Raw genomic sequence first — 17,203 nt, forward strand, 5'->3', positions numbered from 1 at the left:
ACCTCACGGGCCAGCGTCCCCAGGCACGGTGAAACGGAATGGGTGGAGCACGGTCGCGGACCCTCCCAGGTGGGGTGCCGGGAAGCGCGCGTCCAGGAGCGAATCCAGCACGCACGCCTGCACCATGGGGTCCGGGATGGTGCTGGAGACGAGCTCGCCCCGGTTCATCTTCCCCTCGGAGCCCTCGCCCTCCACGGTGAAGCGCAGCTTCACTTCTTGTGTGCCCCGGTTGCGTTGTGCGGCGTCCTGGAAACATTGCTGCACGAGCGGAGTCACGGACCGGATGGCCAGGCGCAGGTCCTCCGCGTCGATGCGGCCGGAGGAGGCCTCCACCACCGGCTCCACCACCTCCACGCGGCGCGGGTCGGGGGCGTCGAAGTCCTCGCGCGGAGGAAGCGCGCGGGGCGGCTCGCGCACCGGAGCCTCGGGGCGGGGGAGCGGCGCCGGGGGGGCGACGGGCCGGGCGGGCTCGGGCGCCGGTGCGCTCGCGCGCGGCGGAAGGGCCGGCGGCGGCGCGGCGGGTCCAGGCAGCTCCGGCGCGTCCGTGAAGCGCGTCACCCACGCGGCTCCCAGCGTGAACAGCAGGAACAGCCCCAGGCTCAGGCCGGGGATGAGGAGCCAGCGGACGAGGGTGCGGTTCGAGGACGCCATGGGCCGGGTGCCCGCGTGTCATACCCGCCTCACGCGAGGGCGTGAAGCGGGGATGCACGCGAGCGCCCGAGGCTACGGATACACCTCTCGGCGCGGGCCCGGCGGGGTCGTCGTCGGGGGCACCACCACCGCTCCTTCCGCGCGGATGCGCTGCTTGCGGCTGACGCCCAGCGTGGCGCCGAGCACCGCCGCGACGAGCCCCAGCAGGAGCCCCGCGAAGATGCCCCAGAAGACGCGGCCGGAGCGGTCCGCCACCGTCAGCGCGCCCTGCTGCACCTGCTGGCCCACCTGGCCAGCCTTGGCCTTGGCCTGGTCCACCTGCTGCTCCACACGGTCGGCCACGCCTTCCGCGTCCTGGCGCGACAGGTTGGTGTTCTGCGCGATGTTGCTCACCAGCAGCTCGCGGTCCATGCGGCCCTGCCGCACGCCCTCGGTGACGATGTCCTTGGTCGCGGCCTCCAACTGGTTCGCGGTGATGGTGGGCTTGCCCTCCTGCCGCAGGCGCTGGTTCACCGGCCCGAGCGCGTCGTTGGCGTCCAGGCCGAACGCCTTGGCCGCGTCACCGCCGCCCGTCACGGCGCCCACCGCTGCGCTACCGCCCGCGCCCACCGCCGCCTTGCCCACGTTGAACACCGCGCCCAGCACATTCGACAGCAGCATGCCCACCAGGAAGACGCCCAGGAGCGTCGTCAGGCCCCAGAGCACCGCGCCGTGCATGGCGCCTCCTGCCTTGTCCACGATGCCCGCGCTGCGCGCGGCCACCAGGCCGCCCACGAAGAGCGCGACCAACGGGACGAGCACGCTCCAGATGCCGGTGAAGATGCCCGCGGACTTCGCGCTCGACGCATCGGCGGGGTTCACCGACGACAGGCCCAGCGCCAGCCCCAGCGTGTAGAGCAATATCCAGACGCCCAGCGCGACGAAGGTGCCACCGAAGATGGCCCCCCAGCTCAGCTTGTACGCACTGCCCGGCACTGCTGGGATGATGCCGGCGCGTTCGCTCTCGACAATGGCTGCCATTGGACTTCACCCTCGCTTCCCGTGAATCGCCGAAGCCGCGCTCGGGGCACGGACAGGTCGGACGTGTCTGGGGTGAAGGTGTGCACCGGGGAAGCCACGTCGTTGCACTGCCTCACGGTCGCTCCGTCCCGAAGGGTGGGGCGGAAGGCCGGGTGGCCTCAGCGCAGGCCGAGCGCGTCGAGGAGCAGTGCCTCGCGCGCCACCACCGGTTCGCGAGGAAGCGCGTCCGTGCGGTAGCGCGCGACGAGCGCGGGCAGCGTCACCGGGCTGCCGTCGCCCAGGCCGCTCCATGCGGCGAGCAGGCCCAGGACATGCTCGGGAGGCCGGCCGCGTGCCCGCAGCTCCGCGAGCGCGAACGCCCCGTCGCGCTTCGCCAGCCGCTTGCCGTCCTCGCCCATCACCAGCGGCACGTGGAGGAACGCGGGCGCGCCCAGGCCCAGCGCGGCGTAGAGCTGGAGCTGCCGGGGCGTGGAGGGCAACAGGTCGTCCCCGCGCAGCACGTGCGTGATGCCGCTGGCCGCGTCGTCCACCACCACCGCCAACTGGTAGCTGGCCACGCCGTCGTTGCGGCGCACCACGAAGTCGCCCACCAGCGCCTGCACGTCCTGGGCATACGGGCCCATGAGCTCGTCCACGAAGCGCACCTCGCCTTCGCGCGCGCGGAAGCGGTACGCGGGGGCGCGCGTGCGGGCCCGTTCTGACACCTGCTCGGCGGTGAGGCGCGCGCAGGTGCCCGGGTAGCGCGGGCCTTCGTCGGACAGGCCGTGGGGCGCGCTCGCGGCGCGGGCGATCTCCGCGCGCGTGCAGAAGCACGGATAGATGAGCCCCTCGCGCGCGAGCTTCTCCTGGGCCTCGCGGTAGATGCCGTCGCGCTCGCTCTGGATGAGCGGTGTTTCGTCCCAGTCCAGGCCCAGCCAGCGCAGGTCCTCGTAGAGGTCCTGGAGGAACTGGGGGCGGCACCTGGCGCGGTCCAGGTCCTCGATGCGCAGCAGGAACGCGCCGCCCGCGGCCCGGGCCTGGAGCCAGCCCAGGAGCGCGCTTCTCACGTTGCCCAGGTGCATGCGGCCGGTGGGGCTGGGGGCGAAGCGTCCTCGCATCGTGGCGGCAACCATAACTTCCCCGCCCGTCCCGCGCGCTGGGAGAGAATGCCCCGCTGCTTCCTTCCGTTCCTTCGGGTGTGAATCCCTCCATGCGCTTCCTGCACTGCTCCGACGTCCACATCACCGAGGACTACTTCGCCCTGCCGCTGCACAAGCTGGGCTGGCGCCGCTGGGTGGCGCTCGTGGAGCTGACGGCGGGAGGCCGGGCGAAGGCCTACCGGAACGCGCAGGCCACGCTGTCCACCATCGCCCGCGAGGCGGGCACGCACGGCGTGGACCACTTCATCCTCTCCGGCGACCTCACCGCCTACGCGCTGGAGGGCGAGTTCCGCGCCGCCCGCGCCGCGCTCGCGCCCCTGGCCCCCACGCCCGCGCGCTGCACCGTCATCCCCGGCAACCACGACGTCTTCACCCCCGGCGCCGCGCGGGACGAGCGCTTCGCCCGGCACTTCGGGGACCTGCTCCACAGTGACCTGCCGGAGTACCGCCGCGAGGGCGCGTTCCCCTTCGTGCGGCTGGTGGGGGAGGGCGCCGCGGTGGTGGGCCTGTGCTCCGCGCGCCCGCTGCCCACGCCGGGCCTGTCCTACGGCACCGTGGGGCCCGCGCAGCTCGAAGGCCTGGCGGCCCTGCTGAAGGACGCCCGGCTGGACGGCCGCGCCATCCTGGTGGTCGTGCACCACGCGCCCCGGAGCTCCGCGAACCACGCGGACGGCTGGCACCATGGACTGCATGACGCGGACGCGCTCTTGAAGCTGCTGCCGGGCCCGCGCTTCGCGGTGCTCCACGGCCACATCCACCAGCGCTACCACCACCCGGCCACCCAGGACCGGCCCCACCTGTTCGGCGCGGGCTCCTCCACCCAGGCGGGGAAGGAGGGCTACTGGCTCATCGAGGTCCAGGACGGCGTCGTCGTGGGCGGGACGAAGCACGTGCCCGCGTTGTGACAGTTCCCCCGGGCGGCGGTACAAGGGGCGCACATGACCCCGGCGACCCCGTCCCCACCCGCTGAGTTGTCCCTGGAGGAGTACCGCTTCCTGCGCCAACTGGGACGCGTCACGGACGACCTCCTGGAGGAGAGCCTGCGGGAGCGCGAGACGCTCACCCAGTGCTTCCGGCGCTGCTTCCCCACGCTGCTCACGCACCTGGGCGCGCGCGCCATCGCCGTCACCACGCGCGATGAGGAGCTGGTGGAGCAGACCTGGAGCGAGGGCGACTGGGGCGGCATCTTCGCCGGAAGTCTTCTCGCCGGGCCCGTGGGCCTGAGCGTCCACGACACGGGCACGCTGCTCACCCAGACGCTGGACGTGGCGGGTTCACCGGTGGGCACGCTGGGTGTGCTCTTCGCGGGGCCGCCCGGCGACGCGAGCACCACCGCGAAGCGCGCGCGGGCGCTGGACGTGGTGGCGGAGGAGCTGGACACGGTGCTGATGCTGGTCCACACCGCGTCGGAGAAGCACCAGCTCATCCTCCAGTGCAACGAGCACCTGGCCAACCCCGTCTTCGAGGCGGGCATGGACCACGCGGTGCGCACGCTGTCGCAGCGGGTGCGGCTGCCGGGCTTCCTCCTGCTCTACCGCGACGCCGTGCAGCCGCACGTGCTGCACTACCGCACGTACCGGCACGGGCAGCTGGAGTACGAGAGCGGAGACCAGCCCGGCTCGCAGTTGGAGACGCTGCTGCACCAGCACGGCACGCGGCTGCTGCACGGGGACGCGGGCGTGCTCAAGCGCCTGTTCGACGGGCGCACCACGGAGGCGGTGCTCATCTCCGCGGCCACGCGCAGCGAGCCCCTGGGCAAGATCGTCGTCTGGAGCAACGAGGGCTTCTCCGCGTACGCGATGGACCTCATCCGCGTGCTGGCCTCCACGCTGAGCCAGCGCCTGCTGGACTACAACCGCGAGCGCATCCACCTGTCGCAGTTCTTCCCCACGGTGGCCATCGACGCGCTGTTGGAGGACCCGGACTACGCGCGGCACCTGCGCGCGCAGGAGCAGGAGGTGGGCATCCTGTTCGCGGACATCAACGGCTTCACCCGCATCTGCGAGCAGGGCTTCGACAGTCCGCGCAGCATCGGCCGCTTCGTGGACGAGTGGAGCGCGCGCGCCGTGGACTGCATCTGGGCGCGCGGCGGCGTCTTCGACAAGATGGTGGGCGACTGCGTCATCGGCCTCTTCGGTCCGCCCTTCTTCCAGACGGACCGCGTGCGCCGCGCGGAGGCCGCCGTGCGCGCGGCGCAGGACATCCAGGCCTTCACCGCGGAGCTGAGCGAGCGCGAGGAGGTGGCGGCGCTGTGCCGGCGGGTGAAGCTGCCGGGGCTGGGCGTGGCGGTGGGCGTGAACCTGGCCACCGCGAACTGCGGCCTCTTCGGGCCCAACCGCAACTATACGGCCTTCTCCAGCGGCATGAACCAGGCCGCGCGCCTGCAGTCGCTGGCGGGCTTTCGCGAGACGCTGGTGATGGAGAGCGTGCACGAAGCGCTGAAGCAGTCGCAGGAGCCCTTCGTGCGCAAGCTCCAGTTTGGCCCCCTCACGGAAACGCCGGTGAAGAACGTGGCGCAGCCGCTGCGGCACTACCGGCTGGCGCCGTAATCCGTTACGCCAGCAGGTGCGTGCCCGCGTAGCGCCGCGAGAAGTGGATCCACCGGCGCTCGTCCACCTCCACCTGCCACTCGCTGTTGGGCGTCAGCGGCAGGCGCTGCTTGAGGAAGCTCTCCAGGTGGTCCGCCGCCTTGAGCGGCGTGAGCCCCGGCGCGCGGAAGGCGATGTGGAGCGTCACGTCCAGTGACGGCGCCACGTCCACCGACGCACAGATGCGCAGCGGTCCCACGCGTCGCTGGTACTGGGTGTCCTGCGCCGGCCACGTGGAGGAGCCCTCGGGCTGCGGAGGCGCCTGCTCGAGCCAGTTGTCGGGGATCAGGATGAAGTCGAGCAGGTTGCTGCTCGCCTCTTCCACCGTGCCGTGCTCCTGGATGGAAAGCATTGCCCACCTCCGCCAGAGAAGCCGTTGGGGTTGCGTGGAAGCCGTCTTGAAGAATGTGCCCACGAGCCCATGCCATGCAAGGGCCCATGAACATCCGCTTCCCGCCCACACCTCGTTACGCACGTGCGGGCGGGGCGCACGCTAGCGCTTCAGGGTGACACGACAGGTCGGGTGGTGTTCCGAGCGACCCTGTACGTCCGTTGCTCAGGAAGCGACGGGAAGGGAGCGGCGGGGCTTGCGCTCCACGGCGGCCTTGAGCTGGCCGCAGCCCGCGTCGATGTCGATGCCGCGACGTTGGCGCACCGTGCTGGGCACGCCGTACGACGTGAGCACGTCCTGGAACGCCCGCACCGCGTCCGGGACGCTGGGGCCGCCGTCGTAGCCCACCGTGGGGTTGAGCGGGATGACGTTCACGTGCGCGTCCATCCCGTGCAGCAGTTGCCCCAGGTGGTGCGCGTGCTCCGCGGTGTCGTTGCGGCCGGAGATGAGCGTCCACTCGAAGAAGATGCGGCGCTTGCGCTTCGCCACGTAGTAGCGGCACGCGTCCATCAGCTCGTTGAGCGGCCAGCGGCGGCCCGCGGGCACCAGCGCGGCGCGCTCGGCATCCGTCGCGCCGTGGAGGCTGACCGCGAGCTGCACCGGGCGCGCCTCGTCCGCGAGTCGGAGGATGCCGGGCACCACGCCCACGGTGGACAGCGTGATGAAGCGCGGCGCCAGGGCCAGGCCCTTGGGGTCCACGAGGATGTCCACCGCGGCCATGGTGTGCTCGTAGTTGTGCAGGGGCTCGCCCATGCCCATGAGCACGATGTTGCGCAAGCTCTCCCCCTGCGCGCGCAGGATGCGCGTGACGTGGAGCACCTGGCCCACGATCTCGCCCGGCGTCAGGTGGCGCGACAGCCCCATCTGGCCCGTGGCGCAGAAGACGCAGCCCATGGCGCACCCGGCCTGCGTGCTCACGCACACGGTGGCGCGGCCCTTGAAGCGCATCAGCACCGTTTCAATGGTCTGCGCGTCGTGCAGGCGCAGGAGCAGCTTGTGGGTGAGCCCGTCGCTGCTGAAGCTCTCATGGTGCGTGGCGAGCGTGCCCAGGTGCGCTCGCTCCTGGAGCGCGGCCTGGAGGTCCGGGCGCAGCCCCGTCACGTCACCCAGCGCGGTGACGCCATCGCGGTACAGGCCCGTCCACACGCGCTCGCGGTACTGGGGACTGAAGCCCCAGCCGGCGAGCCGCGCGTCCAGCGCGGGGCGGGGCAGGTCGTGGAGGTTGACGGTGGCGTCCGGCATGACGGGACCTGGGATAACACACCCGGCGCGGGCGCACCCGGGTCCGCCGGCCTGGGGGGCAGCCAGCGGAGCGCGCGTGTGGGAGGTGGGTGGGGCTCCCGGGGCGTTGCGGCGTCCAGCGGCTGACACCCCGCGTGCCAGTGCGCCGCGTCGTGCCAATCGTGGAGGGCCTATGGGACTGGCCATCCAGCAGGAGGAGTTCACGCCGGAGGAGCACACGCGGTTCGTGGCGCGGCTCGCGGAGAGCCTGGAGGCGCTGCGGCAGGTGCTCCAACGTCCCGGCTTTGGCGTGGGGCCCGTGACGATGGGCGCGGAGCTGGAGGTGGCGCTGGTGGACGGCGCGGGCTCTCCGCTGCCGGTGAACCAGCAGGTACTGGCGAAGTCGAAGGACGACCGGCTGACGCTGGAGCTCAACCGCTTCAACATGGAGATGAACCTGCGCCCCTCGCTGCTCGCGGGCCGGCCGTTCACCGGGCTCCAGGCCCAGTTGGACGACGTGCTGTCGGAGCTGAGGCGCGCGGCGGCCACGGAGGGCGCGCGCGTGGCGGCGGTGGGCATCCTGCCCACGCTGCGGCAGGCGGACCTGGGGAAGAACGCGCTCACGCCGCAGCCGCGCTACCGGGCGCTGGCCTCGGCCATCCGCAAGCGGCGCGACGGGCCCTTCCAGGTGGCCATCGCGGGCGACGACACGCTCAACCTCACCTGGGAGGACGTGACGCTGGAGGGGGCGAACACGTCGCTCCAGTTCCACCTGCGCGTGGCCCCGGAGGACTTCGCGCGCGTGTACAACGCCGCGCAGCTGGCCACCGGGCCGGTGCTGGCCGCGTGCGGCAACTCGCCGGTGTTCCTGGGCAAGCGGCTGTGGGAGGAGACGCGCGTGGCGCTCTTCCAGCAGGCCACCGACGACCGCAGCGACAGCGACGAGGCCGCGCACCTGCACCCGCGCGTGACGTTCGGGCACGGCTGGGTGCGCGAGGACCTGCACGAGCTGTTCGCGGAGGCCGTGGCGCTCTACCCGGCGCTCCTGCCGGTGATGGGGCAGGAGTCCCCGCTGGAGGTGGTGGCCGCCGGAGGGCTGCCGAAGCTGGAGGAGCTGCGGCTGCACCAGGGCACGGTCTGGTCGTGGAACCGGGCCATCTATGATCCGCACGGCGAGGGCCACGTGCGCATCGAGTTCCGAGCGCTGCCGTCCGGCCCCACGCCGGTGGACATGGTGGCCAACGGCGCGTTCCTGCTGGGACTGACACTGGGGCTCGCGGAGCGGGTGGACGCGCTGCTGCCGGCGCTGCCCTTCTGGCAGGCGCGGCGCAACTTCAAGCAGGCGGCGCACCACGGCCTGGGCGCGACGCTGCTGTGGCCGGCGGAGACCGCGCCCAGCCCCCGGGTGCTGCCGGCGGTGGAGCTGGTGAAGCAGCTGTTGCCCGTGGCGAGGCGCGGGCTGCTGGGGGCCGGGGTGGACGCGGCGGAGGCGGACGGCCTCCTGGACATCATCGCCCGGCGCGTGGCGCTCCAGCGGACCGGAGCGCGCTGGCAGCGGGCGGTGTTGGAGCGGCTGGAGGCCCACATGCCCCGGCAGGACGCGCTGGCGGCGATGCTGGAGCGCTACCTGGAACTGTCGGAGGAGGGGCTGCCGGTGCACACCTGGCCGGTGGAGCGCTGACGGGTGGGGGCCTTGTCGGGACGGGGCGGTCGCGGTGAATAATCCGGCCATCCTGAAGGTCAGCCGGCGGGGCCTCGTGCCTCGTGCTGAAGGGTGCCGTTCCCGTGATTGCCTCGCTCCTTGCTTCGTTCCGCTCCGGCGCCCGCCGGAGGTCCTTCCTCGTGCCGGCGCTCCTGTGCGCGGGCGTCCTGTCCGCGTGCTCGACCACCCGGGGCAAAGCCAACGACCTGGCGGAGAAGGGCCGCTTCGTCGAGGCGGCCGAGGTCTACGTGAAGCTCGTCCAGGACGAGCCCAACAACCCGGAGTATCGCGCGTCGCTGGACGACCTGCGCTGGCGCGGCCTGTCGCAGCTGCTCACCCAGGCGCGTCAGGCGCGGGTGGAGGGGCGGGAAGAGGACGCGGAGGTGAACCTGGAGCAGTTCCTTGGCTACAAGGTGAAGTGGAACTCCAAGCTGGATGGCGGCATGGAGAGCTCGCTCCTGGAGGAGATGGCGGGCACGCACCGGCACCTTCGCCAGCTCATCATCGAACCGGCGAAGCGGGGCCACGCGCTGACGGCGGAGTCGCACCTGGAGCGCAAGCGCTCACTGCTGGCCCACCCGGAGATGGCGCCCATCCGCCGCGACGTGGAGGAGGCGGTGGCGCAGGGCGGCGCGGCGACGTGCGCGAACCTGAAGCAGTCGCTGTCCGGCGGCGCGCAGCACTGGGCGGAGCTGGTGAATCGCTACTGCGGGCACTACCAGCAGCCCGCGCCCCGCGCCGGGATGTTCCCGGAGGCGCTGGGCGTGCCCACGTGGCAGGTGTCCGTGGATGGCATCAGCAATGACGTCGTGCAGTACCTGATGACGCGGCTGTCGGGCGCGTTCGAGGCCTCGCCCTGGTACTCGGAGGCGTCCCAGCGCCACGCGCCGATGACCATCGCGGGGAGCATGAGCGAGCGGCGCATGAGCGAGCCGGTGACGCTGACGGCGCCGTGGACGGAGCGCGTGCCGTACACGGACCACGAGGACCGCACTGCGACGGCGGAGGTGCCGTACACGGTGGAGGAGTCCTACGAGGACAAGGGCGTGATGAAGAAGCGCCTGGTCCAGCAGAAGAAGACGGTCGAGTACAAGACGACGGTGGAGGTGACGAAGTACCGCGACGTGTCGCGCTCGTTCGACTACCACGCGCAGCGGCGGGGCGTGGAGTACCACTTCGCGGTGGTGGCCCAGGGCATCCTCCAGGAGCGGCACGCGCCGCTGGCGGTGAAGGCGGAGAACTCCATCGAGGCCTCCGGCTACGAGCACAACATCACCTTCGAGCCCGGCGGCGTGCGGCCGCAGAAGTTCGAGCGGCCCGACAAGGAGAACTGGCTCGACGCGCAGCTGCGCGGCTACGAGCAGACCTTCTTCGCCTCGCTCATGTCGCGCTGGCAGGACTCGTTCTGCAACGCGCCCGCCTTCGCCGTGGAAGAGGCGGCCCGCTGCGCGCGAGGCGGACAGGAGCTGCCCGGCCCCGCGAAGCAGGCCCTGACGGACGCGCTGGGCGACGACGCGGCGCAGGTGCACCGGCTGTTCGTCTGGAACTGAGGCGCACGGCGCCGGGAGCCGGGCACATCGCGGTGCCCGCTCCGACGTTGCTGGCACCAGTCGGCGACGGATGGCGCGGACTGGCGGCTTTACTTCAGCCTTCGTCCTCCGCGCCCTTGCGCAGGCCCAGCATGCGGCGCAGCTCGCGCGCGGACTGACGGCTCACCTCCACCGAGTGGCCCCGCGCCGTGCGCGCCAGGTAGCCGCCCGTCTCCAGTGGCTCCAGCCGCGTCACGTGGGCCAGGTTGAGCAGCGCGCGGCGGTGCACCCGGTGGAAGTGCTCCGGGGGCAGCTTGTCCGCCAGCTCGTTGAGCGTGAAGTCGGTGAGGTAGTCGCCCTGCGCGGTGAACACCGTCACCAGCTCGTCCTCCAGCGACGCGTGGGAGATGGCGTCCGGTGACACCAGCACCAGCCCCTGCCGCGTCGGGATGGGCAGCCGCGTCAGTGCCGGCTTCTCCGCCGCCGCCGTTGGCGCCGTCGCGCCAGGTGCCTTCACCCGCGCCGGCAGCCGTGCCCGCGCGCGCTCCAGCGCCTTCTGCAACCGCGCCGCCTCCACGGGCTTGAGGACGTAGTCCACCGCGCCGTGCTCGAAGGCGTTCACCGCGTGCTCCGCGTGGGCGGTGCAGAAGATGACGTGGGGCCCGCCTTCCGGCAGCAGCGCCATCGCGTCCAGCCCGCTCAGGCCCGGCATGTGGATGTCCAGCAGCACCACGTCCACGCCGCCCGCGCGCACCGCCGCGAGCACCGAATCCCCATCCACCGCCTCGCCGCAGACGCTCACGTCCGGCAGCGCGGCCAGCAGGCGGGACAGGCGCTTCCTGGCCAGCAGTTCATCGTCGGCGATGAGGACGCGCAGGGGCTCTCTCACGTGAGGACTCCGGGTTGGGGGCCCTGGCGGGGCAGGGTGACGGTGACACGGGTGCGCCCGTCGGCGCTCTCCAGGGACAGCAGCGCATGGCCTCCGTAGGCCAGCGCCAGCCGCCGCTCCACGGTGGGCAGGCCCACGCTGCCCTCGCGTGGGCCCTTGGACGCGCCCGGGTTGTCGATGGTGACCACCACCGCCCCCTCGCGCGCGGCCACCTCCACGCTCAGGGGGCCCCGGTGGCCGGCCGCCGGTCCGTGCTTCACCGCGTTCTCCGCCAGGGGCAGCAGCAACAGCGGCGGCACGGGCACGTCCGCAAGCCCGTCCGCCACGTCCATGCGCAGTTGGAACAGGTCCGGATCGCGCAAGAGGTGCAGGTCGAAGAGCGTGCGCATCAGCTCCAGCTCCTGCGACAGCGGCCAGGTGACGCTGCGCACGCCCGCGAGCACCGAGCGGAGCATCGTGGACAGCCGCAGCACCGCGGCCTCCGCGACGGCGCCGTCCTCGCGGCACCACTCCGCGATGGCGTTCAACGTGTTGAAGAGGAAGTGCGGATCCAGGTGGCTGCGCAGCGCCAGCAACTGCGCCTGCTCCGCCTCCCAGGCGAAGCGCGTGGCGCGGGCGCGCTCACGGGCCAGCGTCTCCTCGAAGCCGATGTCCCGCCCCAACCCCCAGCCCGCGACGAGGAACAGGCCGCCGCAGATGGCCAGGTTGTACGGCTCAGACAGGAACATGTCCTGCATCAGCGTGACGCGCGGCAGGGCGTAGCCCACCGACAGCACCACGCCGCTGCCCACCGCCGCGTAGAGCAGCAGGCGGATGCCGCCGTGGCTCAGGTCCAGCCCTTCCGGGAACAACACCCGGTACGACACGGGCGCCACCGCGACGCACAGCAGGCACAGCAAGAGGCCAATCCAGAATGCGCGAGGGTCCACGCTCCAGCGCACCTGGGCCACCAGCAGCGGAATGGACACCAGGACGATGGGGGCCAGCCGCCACGGCGCGACGAGCGCGCGCAGCGTGGCGCGAACGATGGAGCCTTCCGACGACGTCTCCGGCATGCGGAAGCGGAAGGCTACACCGTCCCGCGTCCTAGCGCTGGGGGACGGTCGCGGGGACGAGCTCCAGGACGAACGTCCCGGCGAGGACCGCGGGGAAGAAGAGGACGGCGAGCATGGACAGGAGCGGCGATCGCAGTGAGAACATGGGGGGCTTCTCCAGTGTCCATGAAACATGCCCACGGACTCTGGCATCGACCCAGGGCCCTTCCAGGGAGGGTTGCCCCCGGCCGTCGCTGTCCCAGGGTGAGCGGTCGCTCAGGCGCTCCGGGCGGCACCCGCCGCTGTCCCCCCCAGCGCCTCCGCCAGCCGCGCCGCTTCCTTGAGGCAGTCGTTGACGCCCACGCCCCGGTACGCGTTGCCGGTGAGGTGCAGGCCAGGCCAGCGCTTCAGCCGCTCCTCCATCGCCGCCAGTCGCTCCAGGTGGCCCACGGTGTACTGCGGAATGCCGCGCGGCCAGCGGAACACCTCCGTCAGCTCCGGCGTCGCGGTGAGCCCCGCCATCGTCTTCAGCTCCTCGCGCGCCAGCGCCACCAGCGCGTCCTCGTCGCGCGAGACGACCTCCGGCCGGCGAGCGCCGCCCATCAGGCACGTCAGCAGCACGCGCCCGCCCTCCACGCGGAAGGGGAACGTGGTGGAGACATGGATGGTGCCCAGCATCGCCGTGCCCTCCACCGCCGGAATCAGGAACCCGAACCCGTCCGGCTTCGGCACCGTCCCCGGCGCGAAGCCCAGGTGCACCACGGCGATGGGCGCGTACGGGATGGCGTCCGCCTTCTGCGCCAGCTCCGCGTCCAGCGGACGCACGAGAGACGCCGCCACGTGCGCGGGCACCGCCAGCACCACGTCCGACGCGCGCAGCTCCGCCGGCTGGCCCCGGTGCTGGTAGCGCACCTTCCAGCCGTCCGCCGCGCGCTCCAGCCCCTCCACCTTCGCGTCCGTGCGCACGCGGTCGCCCAGCGCCTTCGCCAGCGCGTCCACCAGCACGCCCAGGCCGCCGTCGAACGTGCTCATCTGCCCGGTGAGCCGGGGGCCTGGCTCCACCGCGCCCGCGCCCTTCGCCTGTCGCGCCGCGCGCTGCGCACGGATGGCGCCCAGGATGAGGCTGCGGTGCTCCCGCTCGAACTTCACCAACTGCGGGAAGGTGGCCTCCGCGCTGAGTTGCTCCGGGTCGCCCGCGTAGGTGCCCGTCTGCATCGCGTCCAGCAGCACCGCCGTCGCCTCACGTCCCAGGTGGCGCCGCCCCAGTTGCGCCAGGGACTCGTCCGCACCCGTGGGGTTGCGCCCGCTGAACAGCTCCCCCACCACCCGCAGGCGGGACGCAAGGGGGAGGATGTCGGATTTCAGGAAGGCCGGGGGCGATGTGGGCAGGGCTCTCAGGGCACCACGGGTGAATACGTAACGGTTTTTCGCCGCCGCATCCGCCGGACGAATCCGGGATGACACTCCCAGCGCTTCCGCCAGTTCACGCGTCGTGGGTTCCCGGTCCAGGAAGCTGTTGGGCCCCGCCTCCAACAGGTAGCCCCCGCGGGTGTGGGTCTGCACGTTTCCACCCACGCGTGACGTCGACTCCAGCACCACGGCATCAGTACCGCGAGCCCGCAATTGATAGGCCAGCGCCAGTCCGGTGATGCCTCCCCCAATGACCGCGACCGTCATGTCGTCCTACTCCCGAGCTTGTCGTGAGGTGAGCAACCCCGGGCGCCTTAGTGCGAAGGCAAGAGCTTTGCCAAGGAGAGCCACCCGGCGCGTTAATAAAGGCATGCGCTATGTCATCACGGGAGCAAGCCGTGGCATCGGTTTCGAATTCGTGCAGCAACTGCTGCGGCGGGGAGAAACCGTGGATGCGGGTGTGCGTGCTCCGGAGCTGGCGCGCAGGCTGGAGCCGCTGCTCTTGGAGGCGGGCAGCCGCCTGAGGATCCACCCGTTGGACGTCACCCGCGCGGACAGCGTGCACGCGTTCGCGGAGCGCGTCTGCCGCGAGCCGGTGGACGTGCTCATCAACAACGCGGGCGTGTCCGGCCAGTGGGTGGGGCTGCATGAGCTGGACTACGAGGACCTGGCGCGCACCATCGAGGTGAACGCGCTCGGGCCGCTGCGCATCACCTCCGCGCTCCTGCCCGCGCTGCGGCACGGCGCGGGGCGCAAGGTGGCGCACGTCACGTCGCGCATGGGGTCGCTCTCCAGCAACACGGAGGGCGGCGCGTACGCCTACCGCATGTCCAAGGCCGCGCTGAACATGGGCGTGCGCTCCATGTCCAACGACCTGCGCCGCGAAGGCCTGGCGTGCGTGCTGCTGCATCCGGGTTGGGTGCAGACGGACATGGGCGGGCAGGACGCGCCGCTGCCGGCGGAGGAGTCGGTGCGCGGGATGCTGCGGGTCATCGACAGCGTCTCGCTGGAGCACTCCGGCCGGTTCTTCGACTACGAAGGCGCGGAAGTGCCCTGGTAGTGGACCCAGGTGACAGGGGCGTTGTTCTTCGCTGAACACGCCCCGGCCCCCAGGGGCAGGCAAGCAGCCCCCGGGTCCGAGGCCGTCGCTGGCGCCTGCCTGCCGTCGTCCCCATCTCGTCGCGAGGTGGTCCGCGGTGGAGGGGTGGGATGGCGTGGCGGCGATGGTCCGTGGCGTGGGTGGCGGCGTGTCTGGTGGCGTGCGGTCCTGGCGCGTCCACGCCGAAGCAGGGGCAGGAGGCCGTGACGCCGGGCGATGAGCCCGTGACGCCGGTGACGCCTCCGGACGACCCACCCGGCAAGGAAGAGCCTCCGCCTCCCCAGCCACCGCCGGACGAGGAGCCGCCTCCCGACGAGACAGCGGAGGAGCCGCCCCCACCAGAAGAGGATCCGGTGCTGACGGCCTGCGCGCCGGAGCCCGCGGCGGACGCCACCGTGCCCGAAGCCGAGCGGACCGCGCGCCATGACTACGCCTGCACCGGCATCGCGCTGGAGGGCTCGCTGGTCTCCACGGCGGGCACGCCGGTCGCGGACGTCGTGGTGAAGGTGGGGGACGTGCAGGCGCGCACGAACGCGGCCGGCCACTTCCGCTTCCCCGCGCTGCCCCGGCACAACCGGCTGCTCACGGTGGAGGCGGAGGGCTTCCGCCCGGCGGTGGTGGCGGTGGAGCTGCGCCGGGGACTCACGGAGAAGCGCGTGACGCTGCCGCCAGTGCGCCTGTCTCCGAAGGACGGCGTGCGGATGCTCTTCGCGGGCGACGTGTCGCTGGGCCGGCGCTTCCTCGACCCGGACGACACCACGCCGCGCAACCAGATGCCTCCGGACGACCCGGCGGCGCTCATCCGTGTGTCGGATCCGCTGCCGGGCACGAAGGCCGTCTTCACCCACGTGCGGCCCTACTTCCAGGCGGCGGACTTCCGCGCCGTGAACCTGGAGACGCCGGTGACGGACCATCCGGTGACGCCCCACGACGAGAAGGCCTACGCGTTCTTCACGCTGCCCGGCTCGTTGCCCGCGCTGCCGTGGCTGGGCGTGGACTACGTGAGCCTGGGCAACAACCACGTCTACGACTACCTGGCGCCGGGGCTCGCGGACACGCTCACGCACGTGGCCTCGACGGGCATGGCCTTCAGTGGCGCGGGCCAGAACGAGGACGCGGCGTTCCTGCCGGCGCGCATGTCGCTTCCGGGTGGGAACTACAGCCTGGTGTCCATGTGCTCCATCACCGGCAGCGCGCATGAGCAGCAGTACGTCGCGGGCCCCAACCAGGGCGGCGCGGCGGACGCGCGCAACCTGACGCGAGCGTCCGCGCTGCTGGCCGCGGAGAAGGCGCAGGGGCGCGTGCCGGTGGCGGTGCTGCACACCGGCGTCGAGTACAGCATCCGTCCCTCCACCCCGACGGCGCAGCGGATGCGCGACCTGGTGGACGCGGGCGCGGGGCTCGTCATCGCGCACCACCCGCACATCCCGCAGGGCTTCGCGCGCCATGAAGGCGTGTTGATGGCGCAGTCGCTGGGGAACTTCGCCTTCGACCAGGACCGCATGGAGACGATGGTGGGCCTGATGGCGGAGGTGGAGGCCACGGGCACGCGCGTGGACCGGGCCCGCGCGGTGCCCGTGTACATCGAGGACTACCGCCCCCGTCCCGTCGCGGGCGACCTGGCGGACAGCTTCCTGCGCAACCTGGCGGAGCTGTCCCGCGAGGGCGGCGTGGAGCTGGTGCCGCAGCCCTCCTGGGGCGAATTGCTCGCGGAGGACCAGCACGCGACGGTGAGCGAGCGCACCGTGGACGTGCCGGTGACGGTGGACGCGAACGGCCGCGCCACGGTGGACCTGCGGCCCCTTCGCCTTGAAGGGGAGTCCGTGGCGGTGGCGAAGCTCACGGGCGCGGACGTGACGGGCGTGAAGCTCAAGGCCGGCCGTGACGTGCTCCTGCACGGCGACTTCGAGGACCACGACGTGGACGACGACGCCAACGAGGCGACGCGCTGGAGCGTGGGCCCGAACGCCGGCTACGTGTGCCAGGACGGGCCGCACCGGGGCGCGGCGGCGCTCTGCCAGCGGCGCGCGGCCAGCGACTCACGGAGCGCGGCGGTGAAGCTGGTGAACCGCTTCCGTCCGCCGGGCTTCGCGGAAGGGCCGCCCAACCGCGACCTCACGGCGGTAGCGTGGCTGAAGGGGCAGGGCGGCGGCGCCTTCTCCGCGAAGGTGCAGTACCTGCCCGTGGAGTCCTACACGCTCTTCGGCGAGCAGACGCTGCTGCGCCACGAAGGCGGCACCTACGACTGGACGCTGGTGGCGGAGGACCTGCGCTTCCCCGCGGATCCGCCGAGGCCGGACCTGTGGAACGCGCCGTGGGCGCTGGACCTGACGCTCAGCACCGCGCCTCCGAAGTCCGGCCAGGGCGTGACGGCGGTGGACGACCTGGCGCTGGTGGCCTGGGAGAAGCAGGCCACGGGAGGCACGCTGACGCTCCAGACGCCGCACGCGCGGGACTTCGTGCGGGTGGAGGCCCCGGCGGGCACGTACACGCTGCGCGTCACCTTCCGCGAGCACCGCGTGCCCTGAAA

General features: G+C 72.2%; 14 protein-coding genes. 6 read left to right on the forward strand and 8 right to left on the reverse strand.

The window, feature by feature from the left end; translation table 11 throughout:
- Positions 1–3: 3 nt before the first annotated feature.
- From ACX114_RS05980 to gluQRS, 3 genes are all read right to left on the reverse strand, one after another.
- Positions 4–651 carry an AgmX/PglI C-terminal domain-containing protein gene (locus ACX114_RS05980; RefSeq protein WP_459295596.1) on the reverse strand — a complete coding sequence of 216 codons (648 nt, stop codon included), beginning with the start codon at positions 649–651 and terminating at the stop codon, positions 4–6.
- Between the two features lie 72 nt (positions 652–723).
- Complete coding sequence (locus ACX114_RS05985) at positions 724–1,671, reverse strand: hypothetical protein (protein WP_459295597.1); 948 nt, start codon at positions 1,669–1,671, stop codon at positions 724–726.
- Between the two features lie 158 nt (positions 1,672–1,829).
- Entirely contained in the window at positions 1,830–2,768 is a 939-nt protein-coding gene (gluQRS, locus tag ACX114_RS05990) for a tRNA glutamyl-Q(34) synthetase GluQRS (protein ID WP_459295598.1), read from the reverse strand.
- A 92-nt stretch (positions 2,769–2,860) separates the two neighbouring features.
- On the opposite strand from gluQRS, the gene ACX114_RS05995 reads away from it, so the two are divergent.
- Positions 2,861–3,715 (forward strand): metallophosphoesterase family protein, encoded by an 855-nt coding sequence (locus tag ACX114_RS05995; protein ID WP_459295599.1) that lies wholly within the window; start codon positions 2,861–2,863, stop codon positions 3,713–3,715.
- A 33-nt stretch (positions 3,716–3,748) separates the two neighbouring features.
- Complete coding sequence (locus ACX114_RS06000; protein ID WP_459295601.1) at positions 3,749–5,359, forward strand: adenylate/guanylate cyclase domain-containing protein; 1,611 nt, start codon at positions 3,749–3,751, stop codon at positions 5,357–5,359.
- A gap of 4 nt (positions 5,360–5,363) precedes the next feature.
- On the opposite strand, the gene ACX114_RS06005 is transcribed toward ACX114_RS06000, so the two are convergent.
- Positions 5,364–5,750 (reverse strand): hypothetical protein, encoded by a 387-nt coding sequence (locus ACX114_RS06005; RefSeq protein WP_459295603.1) that lies wholly within the window; start codon positions 5,748–5,750, stop codon positions 5,364–5,366.
- A 204-nt stretch (positions 5,751–5,954) separates the two neighbouring features.
- A complete protein-coding gene (gene rlmN / locus ACX114_RS06010) occupies positions 5,955–7,031 on the reverse strand; it encodes a 23S rRNA (adenine(2503)-C(2))-methyltransferase RlmN (RefSeq protein ID WP_459295605.1) in 1,077 nt (358 codons plus the stop codon).
- 172 nt (positions 7,032–7,203) lie between these two features.
- Between rlmN and ACX114_RS06015 the strand changes: the two genes are divergently transcribed.
- Positions 7,204–8,691, forward strand: coding sequence for a glutamate--cysteine ligase (locus ACX114_RS06015; RefSeq protein WP_459295607.1), 1,488 nt, complete (start codon positions 7,204–7,206; stop codon positions 8,689–8,691).
- Between the two features lie 104 nt (positions 8,692–8,795).
- Positions 8,796–10,262 (forward strand): hypothetical protein, encoded by a 1,467-nt coding sequence (locus ACX114_RS06020; RefSeq protein WP_459295609.1) that lies wholly within the window; start codon positions 8,796–8,798, stop codon positions 10,260–10,262.
- Between the two features lie 94 nt (positions 10,263–10,356).
- On the opposite strand, the gene ACX114_RS06025 is transcribed toward ACX114_RS06020, so the two are convergent.
- The 3 genes from ACX114_RS06025 to hemG form a co-directional block, all read right to left on the reverse strand.
- On the reverse strand, positions 10,357–11,130 hold the full coding sequence (locus tag ACX114_RS06025) for a LytR/AlgR family response regulator transcription factor (protein ID WP_459295612.1): 774 nt from the start codon (positions 11,128–11,130) through the stop codon (positions 10,357–10,359).
- Positions 11,127–12,185, reverse strand: coding sequence for a sensor histidine kinase (locus ACX114_RS06030; protein ID WP_459295614.1), 1,059 nt, complete (start codon positions 12,183–12,185; stop codon positions 11,127–11,129). Before ACX114_RS06030 ends, ACX114_RS06025 begins: the two co-directional genes overlap by 4 nt.
- A 255-nt stretch (positions 12,186–12,440) precedes the next feature.
- Positions 12,441–13,841 carry a protoporphyrinogen oxidase gene (hemG, locus tag ACX114_RS06035; RefSeq protein WP_459295615.1) on the reverse strand — a complete coding sequence of 467 codons (1,401 nt, stop codon included), beginning with the start codon at positions 13,839–13,841 and terminating at the stop codon, positions 12,441–12,443.
- 103 nt (positions 13,842–13,944) lie between these two features.
- Between hemG and ACX114_RS06040 the strand changes: the two genes are divergently transcribed.
- Together ACX114_RS06040 and ACX114_RS06045 are read left to right on the forward strand one after the other, a co-directional pair.
- Complete coding sequence (locus tag ACX114_RS06040) at positions 13,945–14,634, forward strand: SDR family oxidoreductase (protein WP_459295616.1); 690 nt, start codon at positions 13,945–13,947, stop codon at positions 14,632–14,634.
- Between the two features lie 149 nt (positions 14,635–14,783).
- Positions 14,784–17,201 (forward strand): CapA family protein, encoded by a 2,418-nt coding sequence (locus tag ACX114_RS06045; protein WP_459295618.1) that lies wholly within the window; start codon positions 14,784–14,786, stop codon positions 17,199–17,201.
- Positions 17,202–17,203: the final 2 nt, after the last annotated feature.

The sequence above is a fragment of the Corallococcus sp. M7 genome (assembly GCF_054512695.1).